The 15,556-nt window shown below is 33.2% G+C and carries 20 protein-coding genes and 1 pseudogene; 3 read left to right on the forward strand and 18 right to left on the reverse strand.

The window, feature by feature from the left end; all coding sequences use genetic code 11:
- Window positions 1-71: 71 nt before the first annotated feature.
- Entirely contained in the window at window positions 72-341 is a 270-nt protein-coding gene (locus I4N53_RS07225; RefSeq protein ID WP_214495946.1) for a pro-sigmaK processing inhibitor BofA family protein, read from the reverse strand.
- Between the two features lie 146 nt (window positions 342-487).
- Between I4N53_RS07225 and I4N53_RS07230 the strand changes: the two genes are divergently transcribed.
- Window positions 488-1,297: an undecaprenyl-diphosphate phosphatase gene (locus tag I4N53_RS07230; RefSeq protein WP_009052277.1), complete on the forward strand. Its 810-nt coding sequence runs from the start codon at window positions 488-490 to the stop codon at window positions 1,295-1,297.
- 37 nt (window positions 1,298-1,334) lie between these two features.
- On the opposite strand, the gene I4N53_RS07235 is transcribed toward I4N53_RS07230, so the two are convergent.
- The 4 genes from I4N53_RS07235 to I4N53_RS07250 all read right to left on the reverse strand — a co-directional run bounded on the left by I4N53_RS07235 (window position 1,335) and on the right by I4N53_RS07250 (window position 5,615).
- A complete protein-coding gene (locus I4N53_RS07235) occupies window positions 1,335-1,859 on the reverse strand; it encodes an O-acetyl-ADP-ribose deacetylase (RefSeq protein WP_009052276.1) in 525 nt (174 codons plus the stop codon).
- Between the two features lie 64 nt (window positions 1,860-1,923).
- Window positions 1,924-3,129 (reverse strand): MFS transporter, encoded by a 1,206-nt coding sequence (locus I4N53_RS07240; protein WP_009052275.1) that lies wholly within the window; start codon window positions 3,127-3,129, stop codon window positions 1,924-1,926.
- A 1-nt stretch (window position 3,130) separates the two neighbouring features.
- On the reverse strand, window positions 3,131-3,862 hold the full coding sequence (locus I4N53_RS07245) for a glycerophosphodiester phosphodiesterase (protein WP_003868821.1): 732 nt from the start codon (window positions 3,860-3,862) through the stop codon (window positions 3,131-3,133).
- A 64-nt stretch (window positions 3,863-3,926) separates the two neighbouring features.
- Window positions 3,927-5,615 carry a B12-binding domain-containing radical SAM protein gene (locus tag I4N53_RS07250; protein WP_003868822.1) on the reverse strand — a complete coding sequence of 563 codons (1,689 nt, stop codon included), beginning with the start codon at window positions 5,613-5,615 and terminating at the stop codon, window positions 3,927-3,929.
- Between the two features lie 146 nt (window positions 5,616-5,761).
- On the opposite strand from I4N53_RS07250, the gene I4N53_RS07255 reads away from it, so the two are divergent.
- Window positions 5,762-6,994, forward strand: a complete 1,233-nt coding sequence (locus tag I4N53_RS07255) for a M48 family metallopeptidase (RefSeq protein WP_009052274.1) — start codon at window positions 5,762-5,764, stop codon at window positions 6,992-6,994.
- Between the two features lie 311 nt (window positions 6,995-7,305).
- Here the strand turns inward: I4N53_RS07255 and I4N53_RS07260 are convergent, their stop codons facing one another.
- From I4N53_RS07260 to I4N53_RS07320, 13 genes are all read right to left on the reverse strand, one after another.
- Window positions 7,306-7,521 (reverse strand): ATP-binding protein, encoded by a 216-nt coding sequence (locus I4N53_RS07260; protein ID WP_003868791.1) that lies wholly within the window; start codon window positions 7,519-7,521, stop codon window positions 7,306-7,308.
- A gap of 118 nt (window positions 7,522-7,639) precedes the next feature.
- Window positions 7,640-8,230, reverse strand: a complete 591-nt coding sequence (locus I4N53_RS07265; protein WP_004406808.1) for an alpha/beta fold hydrolase — start codon at window positions 8,228-8,230, stop codon at window positions 7,640-7,642.
- Between the two features lie 154 nt (window positions 8,231-8,384).
- Entirely contained in the window at window positions 8,385-8,762 is a 378-nt protein-coding gene (locus I4N53_RS07270; RefSeq protein WP_012268702.1) for a helix-turn-helix domain-containing protein, read from the reverse strand.
- Window positions 8,763-8,843: 81 nt separating this feature from the next.
- A complete protein-coding gene (locus I4N53_RS07275) occupies window positions 8,844-9,302 on the reverse strand; it encodes a hypothetical protein (RefSeq protein WP_003868655.1) in 459 nt (152 codons plus the stop codon).
- A 206-nt stretch (window positions 9,303-9,508) separates the two neighbouring features.
- Window positions 9,509-9,742, reverse strand: coding sequence for an ATP-binding cassette domain-containing protein (locus tag I4N53_RS07280; RefSeq protein WP_342897040.1), 234 nt, complete (start codon window positions 9,740-9,742; stop codon window positions 9,509-9,511).
- A 104-nt stretch (window positions 9,743-9,846) separates the two neighbouring features.
- Entirely contained in the window at window positions 9,847-10,032 is a 186-nt protein-coding gene (locus I4N53_RS07285) for an ATP-binding cassette domain-containing protein (RefSeq protein ID WP_003868654.1), read from the reverse strand.
- Window positions 10,011-10,613 carry an ABC transporter permease gene (locus I4N53_RS07290; protein WP_003868653.1) on the reverse strand — a complete coding sequence of 201 codons (603 nt, stop codon included), beginning with the start codon at window positions 10,611-10,613 and terminating at the stop codon, window positions 10,011-10,013. Before I4N53_RS07290 ends, I4N53_RS07285 begins: the two co-directional genes overlap by 22 nt.
- Window positions 10,541-10,768, reverse strand: coding sequence for a hypothetical protein (locus I4N53_RS07295; protein WP_198001864.1), 228 nt, complete (start codon window positions 10,766-10,768; stop codon window positions 10,541-10,543). The genes I4N53_RS07290 and I4N53_RS07295 overlap by 73 nt, the downstream gene beginning before the upstream one ends.
- Before the next feature lie 7 nt (window positions 10,769-10,775).
- Window positions 10,776-11,192: a molybdate ABC transporter substrate-binding protein gene (gene modA, locus I4N53_RS07300; protein WP_232195799.1), complete on the reverse strand. Its 417-nt coding sequence runs from the start codon at window positions 11,190-11,192 to the stop codon at window positions 10,776-10,778.
- A 256-nt stretch (window positions 11,193-11,448) separates the two neighbouring features.
- Window positions 11,449-11,889: an MOSC domain-containing protein gene (locus tag I4N53_RS07305; RefSeq protein WP_003868651.1), complete on the reverse strand. Its 441-nt coding sequence runs from the start codon at window positions 11,887-11,889 to the stop codon at window positions 11,449-11,451.
- Window positions 11,890-11,891: 2 nt separating this feature from the next.
- Window positions 11,892-12,368, reverse strand: a complete 477-nt coding sequence (gene moaC, locus I4N53_RS07310; RefSeq protein ID WP_009052272.1) for a cyclic pyranopterin monophosphate synthase MoaC — start codon at window positions 12,366-12,368, stop codon at window positions 11,892-11,894.
- Between the two features lie 3 nt (window positions 12,369-12,371).
- Window positions 12,372-13,325: a GTP 3',8-cyclase MoaA gene (gene moaA / locus I4N53_RS07315; RefSeq protein ID WP_049685664.1), complete on the reverse strand. Its 954-nt coding sequence runs from the start codon at window positions 13,323-13,325 to the stop codon at window positions 12,372-12,374.
- Between the two features lie 12 nt (window positions 13,326-13,337).
- Window positions 13,338-15,245: a molybdopterin biosynthesis protein gene (locus tag I4N53_RS07320; protein ID WP_214495947.1), complete on the reverse strand. Its 1,908-nt coding sequence runs from the start codon at window positions 15,243-15,245 to the stop codon at window positions 13,338-13,340.
- A gap of 155 nt (window positions 15,246-15,400) precedes the next feature.
- Between I4N53_RS07320 and I4N53_RS12675 the strand changes: the two are divergent.
- Window positions 15,401-15,556: pseudogene (locus tag I4N53_RS12675) on the forward strand (DDE transposase); the annotation flags it as partial.

Consider the following 15,556-nt stretch of genomic DNA (forward strand, 5'->3'; position numbering starts at 1 on the left):
CACCGATTGCAAAATATCCTATTTCCGAAAGTTTGTCTATAGTCTGAAAGTTCCTGAGAAGGAACTTAACCCTATATGACATGGAATAAATATTTAAGAATTAACAAAATTACTATACCAACTATCCCAAAAACTCCTGTAATAAAAGAGGTAATTATATTGACAGGCAAGTAAACCCCAAATAGAACACCAAAAAAATTAAAAAATAAAAGCATCACAAAACCCACTAAGGCATTTAGTACAAACTTTAACATCAATCTCAGAGACTTACCTAAAAGCCATAAAATAAAAACTAATATTAAAATAGCAACAATAAACGAAAAAGTCCCTTCCATCACCATGCAAATCACCTCGCATATCTTGATTACATTATATCATATTTTGCAAATTAAAAATAAATTTAAATTTACATTTTTTTGATTGATTAGTCTTTATTAATCATATAAAATAATAGAGGTTACAAAATTTAAGACAAAGGGGTATGATAATGGAACTATTAATCAAAGCTTTTATAATGGGAATAGTAGAAGGATTAACTGAATTTTTACCTATTTCTTCCACGGGACATCTTATCATCGTAGGAAAATTTATACATTTTACAGGCAACTTCGCCACCATGTTTGAAATCGTCATTCAGTTGGGTGCTATTTTGGCAGTTGTATTCTACTACAGAAAAAAAATATTTGCTTCTCTTAAAAATTTGAAACCCGGAAGTTGGGGATTTAATTTGTGGTTCAAAATCTTTATAGCCTTTATACCAGCAGCTGTCATAGGACTACTTACTCACAAATACATTGAAGAGCATTTATTTTCGCCCTTCACTGTAGCAATTGCCCTCATCGCAGGTGCAATAATGATGATAGTCATAGAAGATACTTTCGGAAAAAGATATAAAATTGACAACATGGACAAAGTAGATACAAAAAAATCTTTGTTAATAGGTATAGCACAAGTTATGTCCCTGTTTCCAGGAATGTCACGGTCGGCGTCTACTATAATGGGAGGTATGCTCGCAGGATTGTCAGTTAAAGCTGCAGCGGAATTTTCCTTCTTTTTAGCAATACCTACAATGTTTGCTGCAACGACTCTTTCTCTTTTGAAGGGCTTTAGCGCCATGTCTTTATTGGAATGGCAAGCCCTGGCAGTAGGCTTTATCACGTCATTCTTAACAGCTTTATTTGTCGTCGATAAATTCTTACCTTATCTTACCAGGCATTCTTTAAAACCTTTTGCTTATTATAGACTAGCTGTAGGTGTATTGATGATATTACTTGTGGCAGAAAAAATAGTAAAATAAATCGAGAGATAGGCCCGTATTGAGGGTCTATCTCTCTTTAAGTCAGTTCCTCATAAGCTTTTGAATACACTTCATAGTCTTTATCACTAAAAAGTATAAATCTCACTTCTTTTATATCGCTACCTTCAAGATAATCAGATACTACTCTTAAAGCTATTTTTGCCGCTCTTTCTATAGGAAAACCATAAGCTCCTGTGCTTATAGAAGGAAAAGCTATAGTTTTTACATTATATTCATCCGCCAATTTGAGGCTTTCTATGTAAGCACTTGCTAATAAATTATCTTCATTATGATTGCCACCTCTCCAAATAGGTCCTACAGCGTGAATCACATATTTAGCCTTTAAATTACCTGCTCCAGTTATAACCGCATGACCTGTAGGACAACCCCCTTGTTTTTCTCTTATAACTCTGCACTCCTCAGCGATAGAAGGGCCACCCGCTCTATGAATAGCTCCGTCTACTCCACCACCTCCAGATAAAGAAGAATTTGCAGCATTTACAATAGCATCTACTTCTTGATCCACAATATTCCCCTTTATTAATTTTATCTTTTCTTTCATTTCATCACCCTATAATTTTTATTTTTATTTTCAATTAAGATTATACCACAAAAAAGCTATATTTTCACAACATTGTGTTTTCATATTTTTCACCAATTATCCATAGAAAAGCAAAAGATATAAATAAACATATAGACGCTGCTAAAAATAACTTGTTAAATCCTATAAAATCCATAATAGCTCCAAAAGAGGAAGGAGTAACTATTGCTGCCAGGGATGAAAAGAAATAATAAAGCCCTGTATATGTTCCTATTTTTTCAGCTGAAGTATAGCTCACTACAAGAGGATAAGAATTTATTGTAAATAAAGCATTAAACATTCCAGCAAAAGGCATCAAAATTTGGATTGTCCTAAAATCACGTACTATCATAAATATTAAAAATAAAATTCCTTGTCCAAAAGCTCCAATCATCATAGTTTTTCTTTTTCCTATTTTTGTAGCTATAAATCCAGCAGGTAAAGCAAAAACTAAAAATGCCAAAGCGTAAAAACCCATTGCAAAAGAAGAAACACTTTCGTCTATCCTTAAAGCTATTTTGCAATACCTTGTGAAAAAAGTTTCAACTGCAGAAAAACCTGCAATTGTCATAAAAATTGACAGGAGAGTATAAAAGGGTGCTTTATTTTGATCTTTTACCACAGTAGCAAGTGCCTTTAAAATACTCTGTTTTTCTTTTTTTTCCTCATTAACAACTATTTTAGGTTCTTTAATTGTTAAAAATAAAACTATAGGTATAATTAATGATAAAATCCCTGACAAAAAGAAGGGATATGCTTTGTTTATTTTATAAAGCTGAGATCCAATAAAAAATATTATTAATGAACCTAATCCTCCCATAAAATTTATGACTCCATTAGCTTTGCTTCTGTGCTCTTCTTCTACAATATCTGGCATTAAAGCTACCATAGGAGTCCTATACGTAGCTACAACAATATTAAACAACAAATCTATAACGAGAAGCGATAAAAGTTTTGTCTGAAGTGGAAGCAAAGCATATAAAACGCCAGCAAGAGGCATGCTTACAAGTATATATGGCATTCGCCTGCCTATTCTTGTTCGCGTATTATCGCTTAAAGCTCCAAAAAATGGAAGTATAAAAAGGTTAGCAATGTTGTCCCAACTCATTACAAACCCAATTAAAGTATTGCTTTTTGTAAAATTACCAAGAAAAATGGGCATATAGGCATTATATGCTGCCCAAATCATGGAAATTACCATAAAACCAAGGCCTAAATTAAATATCTTCAAATAATTCAATCGCGAGGACATATTATTCTCCCTTCTCTAAAAGATTTATCAAAGTTTGTGGGTCGTCAGTGATAATCGCATCAACACCTGCTTTTATCATCATTTCCATGTCTTCTTTCCTATCAACAGTCCAAGGAAATAATTTTATATTATTCTTTTTACATCCCTCTACTAATTCAGGTATTATATTAAAATAAAAAGGATGCAGAGAATACGCTTTCATTCGTATTGCCATGTGCCATGGTTCTACAAGCCCACATTGATAAAGAAGCCCAATTTTAAGCTCCGGTGCCATTCTCTTTACATCCCTTAAGCTATAATGGTTAAAAGAAGAAATAACTACTCTATCCTCAAAGTCATAATCTTCTATCGCTTTGATAAGCTTTTCTTCAATTCCTGGATAAAGTACAATTCCACTTTTTATCTCTATATTTACAATAAAATTTTTATGTCCAATGAGTTCAAAAACTTCATAAAGACTTGGTATTCTCTCACCTGCAAACTTCTTGTCAAATTTTATGCCAGCATCTAACCTCTTAAGCTCTTTTAAAGTAAAATCTTTAACAAAGCCAATTCCGTCTGTAGTCCTGTCTACCCTTTCATCGTGAATAACTACTAGTTGTCCATCTTTAGTAAGCTGCACGTCCAATTCAATACCGTCAGCTCCCATTTCTAAAGCACTTTTAAAAGATGCTAATGTGTTTTCTGGAGCATTTCTTGAATCTCCTCTATGGGCGATTACTAAAGGTTTCATAAATATGCCTCCTCATTTTTCAATTACTATACAAATTTTATCACATTTACCTTTAAAAACAAATTCACAAAATTAATTTTGCATAATAAGTTTGTTCTTTTCCATGAAGGAAAATTATTATTAAATTTTCTTTTTTAAAATCTGCTGTCACATCGTGTTTAAAAAATTCATAAACTATTTTTTTTGACAATTCAAGGCTGGAAAGTCCAACAGCTTGTGGAAGATTTTCTTTTAACCAATTTTCATCTTTAATATACTTTTTAAAAATCTCTTGACCTTTCTCATATTTTTCTTTTACACAATCAGGTAAATCTTTGGCAGCATTAAAATACAAAAAATCAAATTTTATAACGTCTTTTATTAAATCCTCATCAACATCGAGTGTTTCAATAGAAAATTTATATAAAATATCGTATAAGGCTTTTAATGAATGATTTTTATATAATAGCTCGTTTTCCTTCCAGTACTTATAAAATTCAAGATAAAAGTCAAATGGCCTTTCAAATTTATTCTCCAAATATTCAAGAGTTTTTTTAAATTTTCCGGAATTATAGTATTTGTTCAAAAGGAATGCTATACCTTTTAAAATGACTAACTCTTGATAACTAACATCCTTTGTATACAAGATCTCATAGGGGGGCTTATTATCATAAACTATTTTAAACTCCTCCACTTTTCTCATTAAAGGAGTACCTTTTAATACTTTTAAAAATCCCAACTGTATTTCATCAGGTTTTAAATTATACACATCATCAAAAGCTTTACTAAAAGTTTCAAAACTATCTTCAGGAAGTCCCGCTATCAAATCTACATGCAGTTTTATTCCCGCTTCTCTAAGCAGTTTTATTCCTCTCAAGGCTTTTTCAACTGCAGTAATACGAGATATTTTTTTTAAGCTATTCTTATTTGTAGTCTGAACTCCTACTTCAAACTGTATTCTTTTTTCCAACCCTTTTAATTCTTCTATAAACTCTTTATCCACAAGCTCAGGGTTAACTTCGCAGTGAAATACAGTATCTCCACCTATTTTTTTCATAATATTTAAAATCTCTCTTGCTCTCTTTCTATTTGAATTAAAAGACCTATCAATAAGTTTTAATATTTTCACATTTTTATCTACAAACCACTTCAAATCCCCTTCGACTTTTTCAAGGCTTTCATATCTCAATTTATTGTCAATAGAAGAAAGACAATAAGCACATTTAAAAGGACAACCTCTTGAGGTCTCATAATACACAAGCTTATTGCTCAAATCTTCCTCTTCCTCATAAGATATGGGAACTTCATTTAAGTTGACATAATCTTTTTGTGGTTGAATTACTATTTGCCCATCAACCTTATAGCTAATTCCTGCAACTTCTTTTATATCCCTTTTTCCTTCTAACGCTTCCAATAATTCTTTAAAAGCAATTTCCCCTTCCCCTAAAACTATGTAATCTATAAAGCCTTTTGACAAAAGATTATCTACATCATAAGAAGCCTCAGGTCCCCCCAAAACCAATATTACTTTCGGAAGTATTTTTTTTATATTTTCAGCCAAATTTAATGCTATTTCTATATTCCATATGTAACAAGATATACCTACTACGTCTGGTTCCTTTTCTACAACACTTTCTAGCATAAAATCTGTACTGTCATTTATAGTAGTCTCAAAAATTTCTATATCATAAGGATGACAAAACTTTCTTATATTTCTTATAGCAAGATTGGTGTGATAATATTTTGCATTGATTCCTACAAGAAGTGTTTTCATATATATCCCTCGCATTTTACTACATTTTACAAATATATAATATAAGTATTTATACAAAAAAGCAAATAATTTTATTTGCAAAACTATTTTTTCCTCTAATGAGATATAATATTGTTAGGTAAAACTTTGTGAAAGGATTGAAGACTATGTCTTTTATAAAATTCAATAAATTGTGGCTGACACTTATATTAATTACCACAATATTTTCTGCTTTATACCTTTATTATACATTATTTCCAGGAAATATACCTCGTGAAGTCTACAAATATTTTTCTCCTTTAGAAATATCAAAAGCGCAAAAGTATCACAGAATAAATCGATTGATTTACATAACTTCTTTTTTGACAAAAGCAGCTTTTTTGATATGGTTTGTATTTGGGAATAATGCTATCAAGCTTTCATATTATACTGAAAAATTAGCTTCAGGTAAATACTATGTGAATGTCTTTTTATATTTCATTGCCTTATGGGTAATTTTAAGGTTAATATCTCTACCCTTTAGCCTTTTAAGCCATTCTGTTCAAGTTGAATGGGGTTTTTCTGTACAGACAATGGCTTCTTGGTGGAGTGATTATTTTAAAAGTGCGGCTTTAGACTTTGTTTTTTCGTCAATGGGAGTATTGCTCTTATTTGTGGCTCTAAATAAATGGCCTAATAACTGGTGGGTAAGTGCTGCAGTCTTTTTGACGATAATTATGTTTGTGCAAATTTACGTCTATCCTACTTTTATAGCACCTTTATTTAATAAATTCACCCCAATCAAAGACCAAAAAATAATAAACATGGTAAAGGAAATATCAAAAAATGCGGGAATAAAAATAGATAAGATTCAAGAAATGGATGCAAGTAAAAGGACTACTCTTGCCAATGCCTACTTTTATGGATTTGGAAAGACAAGTAGGATTGTATTGTATGATACATTATTAAAAAATTATCCAGAGGATGAAATAAAGGCAGTTATAGCTCATGAAGCAGGTCATTGGAAAGAAAATCACGTATTAAAAAGTATGTTAATAGGCATAGTAGGACTTGTAATAGGCCTTTATTTTCTTAATATTTTAATTCACTCAAGCCTATTTCTCCCTTATGGTAAAAGAATGACTCCTGCTGTTTTAGCGATGATATATTTGTTTATACTACTTATAAATTTTGACACAAGTCCAATACAAAATTACATATCAAGGCAGATGGAAAAACAAGCAGATTTACTATCTGTAGAGTACCTTCGCGACAAAAAACTTGTAATAAAACTTCAGATTGACCTTGCTAAAAAAAGTTTATTGGATGTAGCTCCGCCGCCTTTTATAGAATGGTTTTCTTATTCTCATCCTTCTACAATGCATAGGATTAAATTAGTAGAAAAGGCAAATGTAAAATAAGGCACTTAAGTGTGCCTTATCTCAGTTTGTTGACAAAGTTCTATTTTTGTTGGCATTTTGCATCGTTTGCTCCGGTGATATCGCAGACTAAACTAGCGCTCGTCCTCGGGCTCAAGCGGGGTTCCGGGCACATTCGTCATCCTTGACTTAGTGCCCGCCTCCGCCTTCCTTGGCTTCGGCCCCGCTTTCGCCTCTCAGCCTCGCTAAGTTTAGTTACTGCTCTATCAAGTCGCTACACTTATGCAAAATGCCAACATATCATAAAGAGTTTGTCTACAGTCTGAAATAAGGCACTTGTTTGTGCCTTATTTTTATGAAGCTTTTTCTTTTTCAACAAGCTCAATTGCTCCATGAGGACAATATCTCGTACAAACACCACACCCTGTGCACTTTTCTTCATCGATGCTTATGTTTATCCTAAATGACCCTCCAAACGTAACTTTAAAAGCCTTAAATCTGCAGCTCATTGCTGCTGGACAAAAAGGTGACCTGTCGCATATATTTTCATCGATTCTTGCTACTCTCATAATTCTACCTCCATTAAAAATACTCCCCCTCTGTTTAGGGGTATCATGTATACATTATACACGAAATTTTGTATTTGTCAACATAAAAAAAGGCCATCCTAAAGACAGCCCCTTTAATTTATGCTCTTATAAAATTTATCAACACCTCAGAGAACTTTTTTGCATCATCAAAATAGCAGGTATGTCCCAAATTTTCAAACACAAACAATGTACTGTTTTTAATATTATTTTTCAATATTTCCGCAAATTCATAGGGTGCAATTTCATCTTTCTTCCCCCATACAATCAATGTTTTTACATATATTTCATTTAATTTTTCTTTGTATTTATCTACATTTATGCTATCTACAATTGTCAAGCTTTTAAGCATATCGCCATATTTGAGAGCAAATTTTATAGATATCTCCCCACTAAAAGAGGGAGCTACAAGGTGAAAAGAAGATATATTTAATTTTTTTACAAATTCTAATAAAACCTCTTCCTTTTCTAAATCGCACTCTTCGGAAGAACCATATCCGGGAAACTCAAAGCATATCACCTTAAATCCTTGATTAGATAAATTTTCAGCTATCCCTGAATTTATCCAATCATAAGCATTGTATCTTTTGCCATGCAATAATATCACTGTATCTTTGCTACTCTCTTTATCTATTTCTAAATAATGAATTTTACTGCCTTTTATATTTACATACTCACCTTTTATAACCATTTAAATCACCTCCATTTTTACTTAAGTAGTTTTTGCCTCATACTCAGTATTTATGCAAGTTTTATGCCAAAATAAAAACCCCCATAATCCTAGGGGACATAAAAGTAACAGTCTCAAAATGAGACATATATTGCGTCTCATTTTGAGACTTAAACTATTTTGTCTCAACTAGAGATGAAAGTTCTTTCAAATTTACTTTGTATTTCTTTATTTTTCTGTAAATAGTCGCTCTGCTTAAATTTAGCATCTTAGCCGCTTTGACAACGTCGCCCTTTGCAAGCCTTAATGCTTCTTTTATATTCTTCTCCTCAATAACATCAAAAGGAAGTACTGCAGTCACATTTATGTCTTCCTCACAATTTTTTCTCTCTATATTCTCGGGAAAATAATCTTCAGTGATTATTTCGCCTTCTGCCAGGTAATAGGCTCTGTCAATGGCATTCTGCAATTCTCTATATTGCAATTTATAATTAAAAAAATTTTTACCTACAAAATCTTGACACGGACAAATATCTGCCCCAACTCTTGACAAAGAACCCTTTTTTAACTATATTAAAAATTAAAAGTCTTAGAGAAATGTATACTTTTTACATTAATCTGAGTATCTTCCATTCTACTCATCTTTATAGTCTAGCACTTTAATTATATCGCCCACTTTTATTTTTCCACTTTCTATAACTTTTGCAAAAACTATACGCGATTTTGCTAAACATTTATCTACTTCTATTTTCAATGAACAATTTTCTGGCTTTTCGCATTTCTTCCCTATCATTGTAATCTCCAAAAACACTTCTCCAACTTTTATTTTTGTACCAATAGGAAATCGGTAAAGTTTTATGTTTTTAGTTGTAATATTTTCGGCAATCATACCAGGTTTTAAACCTTCTATTCCTAAAACTTTCATTTCCTCAATAGTCTCTATATCCAAAAATGTTACTTGCCGGTATATATCTACACCTGCGTGTCCATCACCTTCAAGCCCAAAATCCTTCCTAAAAAAACCTTCTGATATAGGTGTTTTAGGCTCACCCTTTTTTTCACTTATATTTATCGACAAAACTATTCCTTCCATATTTCTGCCTCCTCTCTCATGTTCATATAGATCATTTTTTGCCGTGTCCTGAAAAATATGATTTTTGAAAAACCTTATCTTCTATAAGCTCAAAGGCTTTAGATGCTGAATCAATATGAATAAGCTCTCCATCATTCACAACTGCAAAGCTGTCTCCTATTAACCCTGCCTCATGGATATCATGTGTAACGGTATATTTCTGCTTTTCAGCAGTCTATAAAACTCAGGTAAAAGCTTTTCTTTAGCTGCACAGCATCAATTTCACTAAAAGGTTCGTCCAGAAGCATAATTTGCGGCTCATATACTAAAGCTCGAGCTAACGAAACTCGCATTTTATACCCTCCACTAAGTTGTCGTGGCTTATAATACAAATAGTCTTTTAGCCCCAATATCTCAATCATTCTTTCTGCTGTTTCCTTAGATCCTCGTCCATTTTTCAATGGATATATGATATTATCTTTTACTGTCAGATGACCAAAAAAAGGGCTGTGCGCTGCGGCACATATCCTACCTTTCTGTGTTCGGGCGGCAGCATGGTTACATCTTAGCCGTTAATAATTATTCGCCCTTTATCAGGTTTTATTATTCCAGCTATGATTCTAAGCAATGTAGATTTACCACTTCCATTCAATCCTATTATTACTTTAATTTCAGAAGATATTTTGAATGTCACATCTTTTAGCACTTTTCGTTCTTTAAAACTTTTAGTCATCTCAATAATTTCAAGCATTTTTGATACTCCTCCTTCTTTATTAAATTAAGCAATCCAACAAGTATTAGGGATATTACGGCACAAAAAGCGCTAGCTGTCACAGCCATATCAAGTTCGCCCTCCTCAATTTTAGTAAATACATGAGAAGCTAAAACTTGAGTAACACCTGGAATATTTCCACCAAACATAATTACAGCAGGAAACTCACTTAAAGAATGAGCAAAGGTAAGTACTAGTCCTGAAAATATAGCCTCTTTCAAAAGAGGAAGGATAATTCGCAAGTAAACTTTGAAGAGTATATCCCACAAGGTGCGCGCTACGTCTACTAGTTCTGGTTCTATTTGATCTGCTCCACTTGCTATTGCTCTTGCAGCTAATAGATATGATACAAAAAACATAGCTAATACAACCGAAATCATCATGAAAGCAAGACCAGTATTGCTGATAAATCCCAAAACATTGCGTCCAAATGCCAAAAGCAGAGCAGCTCCGGCTACTGTATGGAGCACAGCAACAGGCAAATCATTTATAAGATTGGCAAAACGATATATAAAAGAATTCTTAGAAAAAAGATGGTAATATCCAAATCCCAAAGCCAAAAAGGTGCTAAAATTGAAGCAAAAAAAGCAATTACAAAAGTGTTCTTAACGCTAGCTACACTTGAGTAAACAAAACCGGCATCAAGCTCAACATTTTTAACCATCATCGCAACCTGATTAACAGTTGCAGGTCGAGCTTTAAGATTTCCCGACAAAATTAATTTATCCCACAATTTCATTTTTCTTAAGTGCTGTTTCGGTATAAACACCGATAGGAGCTTTAGGATCAGCCACTCCCACTACTACATTCGGTTTTAACAAATCATCCACTTTTTGAACCTTGTTCTTGCCTTTTTCTGAAACTATAAGCACTACAACATCTTCCAAGAATTTCTGAGAAGTTTTTAGCATATCATCACTTTTTAGTTTATCAACATAAAGCCAATCAGCAGAAAAATAAATATCGCAAGGCTGTCCACTTTTTATCTGAGAGTAAAGTTCACCGGAAGCTCCATAATTTGGTATTACTTTAGCTCCTGTTTTCTTTTCAAAGCTAAAAATAACTTCATCCATAGGTTTTTTAAGTGATGTTGGTGCATAAATGTAAAGTTTTTGTCCTGTGTAACTTGCACTTTTCATTTTTGGAGTCTCTTTTGAACTCTTGCCCGCATTAACGCATCCATTGGTAAGGAACATTAACAATGCAAAAATCGCCAATAACCAAACATTCCTTTTCATTTATAACACTTTAAACTTTTCATAATTTCTTCATCATTTTTGTTGAGAGTAATAGCTTCCTTTTATATACATACCTGCCATATTTGCTGCTTATCTCCTTGACATATAATTTAAAATTTTTAAAAGACAAAAATTATCTCTCGGAGTTACAGTAATTTTATCCATTTATAACTATAATTTCATCTCCGGGCTTTATAAACCCGCTTTTTAACACCCTTGCAAATACACCTTCTTTTGGCATTATACAATCGCCTGTAATCTTTCTGATCTCACAAGCTTCGTGACATTTTTTCCCTATTTGAGATATTTCAAGAATAACCTCTTCTCCTATTTTAAGTTTTGTCCCTACCGGCAAAGTGTGAAGTTCAATTCCTTCCGTTGTTATATTTTCTGCAAATTTTCCTGCAGCCAAATCCCAAATGCCTTTTGCTTTCATTTTTTCTATACTCTCCTCTGCAAGAAGACTGACCTGCCTGTGTCCCCTTCCAGCATGAGCATCTCCTTCAAGCCCGTGGTTTTCTCTAAAATATCCCTTTTCTATAGGCTTTTTTACAGTTCCTTTCTTTTCGCTAATATTAACTGACACCACCTTTGCCATTATTAAACCTCCCTTTCATAAAGGCCTGATTTTCCACCACTTTTTTTCACAAGCATTATTTCGCTTATAACCATGTCTCTATCTATTGCTTTACACATATCATAAATCGTAAGAGCTGCAACCGTAACTGCAGTCAATGCCTCCATCTCAACCCCTGTTTGTCCAACAGTTTTAACTACCGCTTTAATGTCAATCTTTGAATTTTCAAAATCCAAACTAAAACTAATATCACACCCGGTTATCATGATAGGATGACACATTGGAATCATATGAGATGTATTTTTCGCAGCCATAATACCAGCAACCTGTGCAACTGCTAGGACATCTCCTTTTTTAATAGTTCCTTCATGTATTCTTCTTAAAGTTTCACTTTTCATATAAATGCTTCCTATTGCAACAGCTTCCCTTTTTGTCTCATCTTTATCGCTAACATCGACCATTCTTGCTCTACCTTCTTCATTAATGTGTGTTAAATTCATATACTATCCTCCTATTTGAAACATCATTTTTTGATTCTGGCTTATTTCCTTTTCAAGATTATGCCCTGCCGGCTTACTTAAGATTGCATGTTCCAGCATTGCTCTTATCTTGTCTTCATCATTTAAAAAACTTTTAATATCTACTTCATATTTTGAATGCAGACAAGGTTTTATAGTTCCAGCTGCAGTAAGTCTAATCCTATTACAACTTGAACAAAATTTACATGACAAAGGTGCAATAAAACCAACCGTTCCCTTTGCTCCTTTTCTTTTAAAAACCCTTGCAGTGTTACCCGGTTCTGTTTCAACCGGAGTCAGTCCGGGAATGCTACTTATTAAATCATCCGACGATATATAGTTATCTTTGAATTTTGCTCCTTCACCTATCGGCATTATTTCAATAAATCGGATGTGAAGCGGGTTTTCATCGGCAAGCTTCACAAAATCAAAAATTTCATCGTCATTTATACCTTTTATTACAACCGTATTAATTTTTACAGGTTCAAGTCCAATAGATAAACTTTTGTCAATAGCCCTAAATACATCATCAATATTCCCAAGCCTTGTAATCATACGGTATCGATCTTTTTTAAGACTATCAAGGCTTATGTTAACTCTTTTAAGTCCTGCTTCTTTTAAAGTATCTGCCATTTCATAAAGTTTTGTTCCATTAGTTGTAAGTGCAATGTCTTCAATGCCTTTTATTTTTGATGTTTCATAAATTATGTTCTCAATTCCCTTCCTTACAAGTGGCTCGCCTCCTGTAAACCTTACCTTTTTAATGCCAAGTTCTGCTGAAATCCTAATTATTTTTAAAATCTCTTCGTTCCTTAGAATCTCATTATGATCTTTTTTGGGTATTCCCTCCTCCGGCATACAATAAATGCACCTTAAGTTACATCTATCCGTAACAGAAACTCTTAAATAATCAACATTTCTTCCTAACCTATCTCTCATAAAAATTCTCCTTTACTCGATAATGATAATTTCTCCTAAATTGCTATAGTCATACCCTCCAAGCTTATCAAGCTCATTTTTAAATTCTTCTGAATTTATAACCTCCAAAAACTGCTTTACCCCATCAAGTTCTAAGTACTCAACGGGAATTGCAATGTCATACTCTTCATTTGCTATCGGAATAAAATCAAGGTCCATAATCTTAGCAGCAGAAAATACCCCAAGTCCAGCATCTGCATTTCCTTTAGCTATTTGTGCTGCAACCGAAATATGAGTATATTCTTCCCTATCATAACCTATGATGTCTTTGGGATTTATACCCAATCTTTTTAATTCATAATCAAGCAAAATCCTTGTACCAGATCCCTTTTGCCTGTTCACAAACCTTGCACCTTTTTTTACAATATCCTCCAAAGAATTAATCTCTAGTGGATTACCTTTTTTAACCATAAGCCCCTGAATTCTTTTTACAAATTTTATAAGGGCAATTTTTCTGTTTGGAATATATCTTTTCACATAAGATTTATTATACTCACCCGTTTCCACATCAAGAAGGTGAATTGTTGCAAAATGTGTTTCCCTATCCTTCAATGAGAGTATTCCCCCAATGCTTCCGACATGGGCTGAAGATAGCGTGAATTTTCCTCTTTTGGCAAGAAGATCTGCTGCAATATCAAGTATCAAATCGTGGCTTCCTATACAAAGAATTGTATTTTTAATCTCGTCTTCGCTTTTTAATATGTTTACATTAACCCTTGTCCCTTTTTCATAACCCTCAAGCTCCTCAGGTATTTCCAAAACCCCATCAGCCCTTACAAGGCTCATTGTAGTACCTGCTCCCCGTTCAATTGGCGCCGCGATGTATTTACCGTCTATAAAACCAAGTTTTACTCTTACAAACTCAAGATATTTTGAAGATGACATAATTCTTTTTGAAAGAGTTGCTTCTATATATCTCTTATCCTTTATATCATATCCTTGAACAAAGTTGATAAGCTTCTTAACTATGTTTTCCATTATAAAATAAGCTGAAACAGGAAAACCTGGTATTCCAACAATAGGCTTATTGTTTACCTTTCCTAGTATAACTGGCTTTCCAGGTTTTATAGCAATTCCATGAATATAGACTTCACCTAAGGTTTCAATAACCTTTTTAGAATAATCCTCACGTCCTGCAGATGAACCAGCATTTAATAGGATAATGTCGTATTCCTTTGAAGCTTTATCAACAGCAGCTTTCAATTTCTCAAAATCATCTTTTGCAATATCAAATCTTGTTGGAATTCCGCCGTATTCTTCAACCTGCGCGGCAAAAACTCTCGAGTTAAATTCTATTATATCTCCAACTTTAAGTTCTTCCCCTGGTTCTACTAGCTCTGTTCCTGTTGGAATGATTGCAACTTTAGGCTTTTTATAAACTTCAACTTCAAATACTCCTCCTGCAATCAAAGCACCAATATCAACAGGTCTTATTCTATGGCTTTGAGGAAGTATAAGTTGTCCTTCTACTATATCCTCACCAATTTGTCGTATATTTTGCCATGGAATAGCAGGCTTTATTATCTCAACCTCATCTTGAGATACCCAAATTAAATCTTCAACCATAATTACGCAATCATATTCATCTGGAATAGGATCACCTGTATCAATAACTACATAATCAACTCCTTCTTTAAGCCTTACAGGATTTTTGTCTGTTGCAGTAAATGTCTTTTTTGCTACTGTTGCAATCCCGTCAACAGCAGAACAGCTGTAAAAAGGTGATGAAATTTTAGCAAATATAGGTTTTGCTGTAACTCTACCATTTGCTCCATAAGTTTTTACATATTCTCTTCCAAGCTTAAAATCTTTTATTTTTTCAAGAAAAATATTTATTGCCTCATTCAAGCTTATATTTGAAAGATAGATATTTTGCCTCATAGCACCCTCCTAAAATTTATAAACTTTTAGGTCTTTGCAGAATCCCAAAATCCTTATGGATTAAGGGATTCTGCTATATATTTTCAAAGGAATTCCTCCACTTTCGTCGAATTTATATAGAGAACCAAATCCCAAAAAGAAATGGAGGAAATCCTATGAAAATCAAAGCTAAACAACTTTCTCTCTCCGATATTTACGATGATGTTCAATCCTTCTTTGAAGAAGATAAACCCAAGTTTATTAAACTCTTTGATTCCTTTGTTGATTTATCTGAACTTATTCCATCTTCTTTTTATGCCCACTATTATTCC

The organism is Thermoanaerobacter sp. CM-CNRG TB177 (assembly GCF_018588165.1).
GTDB classification, from domain to species: domain Bacteria; phylum Bacillota; class Thermoanaerobacteria; order Thermoanaerobacterales; family Thermoanaerobacteraceae; genus Thermoanaerobacter; species Thermoanaerobacter thermocopriae.

Coding starts and splice junctions, on each gene's coding strand:
- I4N53_RS07305 (WP_003868651.1), bottom strand. CDS start 11,889: ATGGCAAAGGTGGTGTCAGTTAATATTAGCGAAAAGAAAGGAACTGTA.
- I4N53_RS07230 (WP_009052277.1), top strand. CDS start 488: ATGGAACTATTAATCAAAGCTTTTATAATGGGAATAGTAGAAGGATTA.
- moaC (WP_009052272.1), bottom strand. CDS start 12,368: ATGAATTTAACACACATTAATGAAGAAGGTAGAGCAAGAATGGTCGAT.
- I4N53_RS07255 (WP_009052274.1), top strand. CDS start 5,762: ATGTCTTTTATAAAATTCAATAAATTGTGGCTGACACTTATATTAATT.
- moaA (WP_049685664.1), bottom strand. CDS start 13,325: ATGAGAGATAGGTTAGGAAGAAATGTTGATTATTTAAGAGTTTCTGTT.
- modA (WP_232195799.1), bottom strand. CDS start 11,192: ATGAAAAGTGCAAGTTACACAGGACAAAAACTTTACATTTATGCACCA.
- I4N53_RS07285 (WP_003868654.1), bottom strand. CDS start 10,032: ATGCTTGAAATTATTGAGATGACTAAAAGTTTTAAAGAACGAAAAGTG.
- I4N53_RS07240 (WP_009052275.1), bottom strand. CDS start 3,129: ATGTCCTCGCGATTGAATTATTTGAAGATATTTAATTTAGGCCTTGGT.
- I4N53_RS07265 (WP_004406808.1), bottom strand. CDS start 8,230: ATGGTTATAAAAGGTGAGTATGTAAATATAAAAGGCAGTAAAATTCAT.
- I4N53_RS07320 (WP_214495947.1), bottom strand. CDS start 15,245: ATGAGGCAAAATATCTATCTTTCAAATATAAGCTTGAATGAGGCAATA.
- I4N53_RS07225 (WP_214495946.1), bottom strand. CDS start 341: ATGGTGATGGAAGGGACTTTTTCGTTTATTGTTGCTATTTTAATATTA.
- I4N53_RS07235 (WP_009052276.1), bottom strand. CDS start 1,859: ATGAAAGAAAAGATAAAATTAATAAAGGGGAATATTGTGGATCAAGAA.
- I4N53_RS07260 (WP_003868791.1), bottom strand. CDS start 7,521: ATGAGAGTAGCAAGAATCGATGAAAATATATGCGACAGGTCACCTTTT.
- I4N53_RS07250 (WP_003868822.1), bottom strand. CDS start 5,615: ATGAAAACACTTCTTGTAGGAATCAATGCAAAATATTATCACACCAAT.
- I4N53_RS07245 (WP_003868821.1), bottom strand. CDS start 3,862: ATGAAACCTTTAGTAATCGCCCATAGAGGAGATTCAAGAAATGCTCCA.
- I4N53_RS07275 (WP_003868655.1), bottom strand. CDS start 9,302: ATGGAAGGAATAGTTTTGTCGATAAATATAAGTGAAAAAAAGGGTGAG.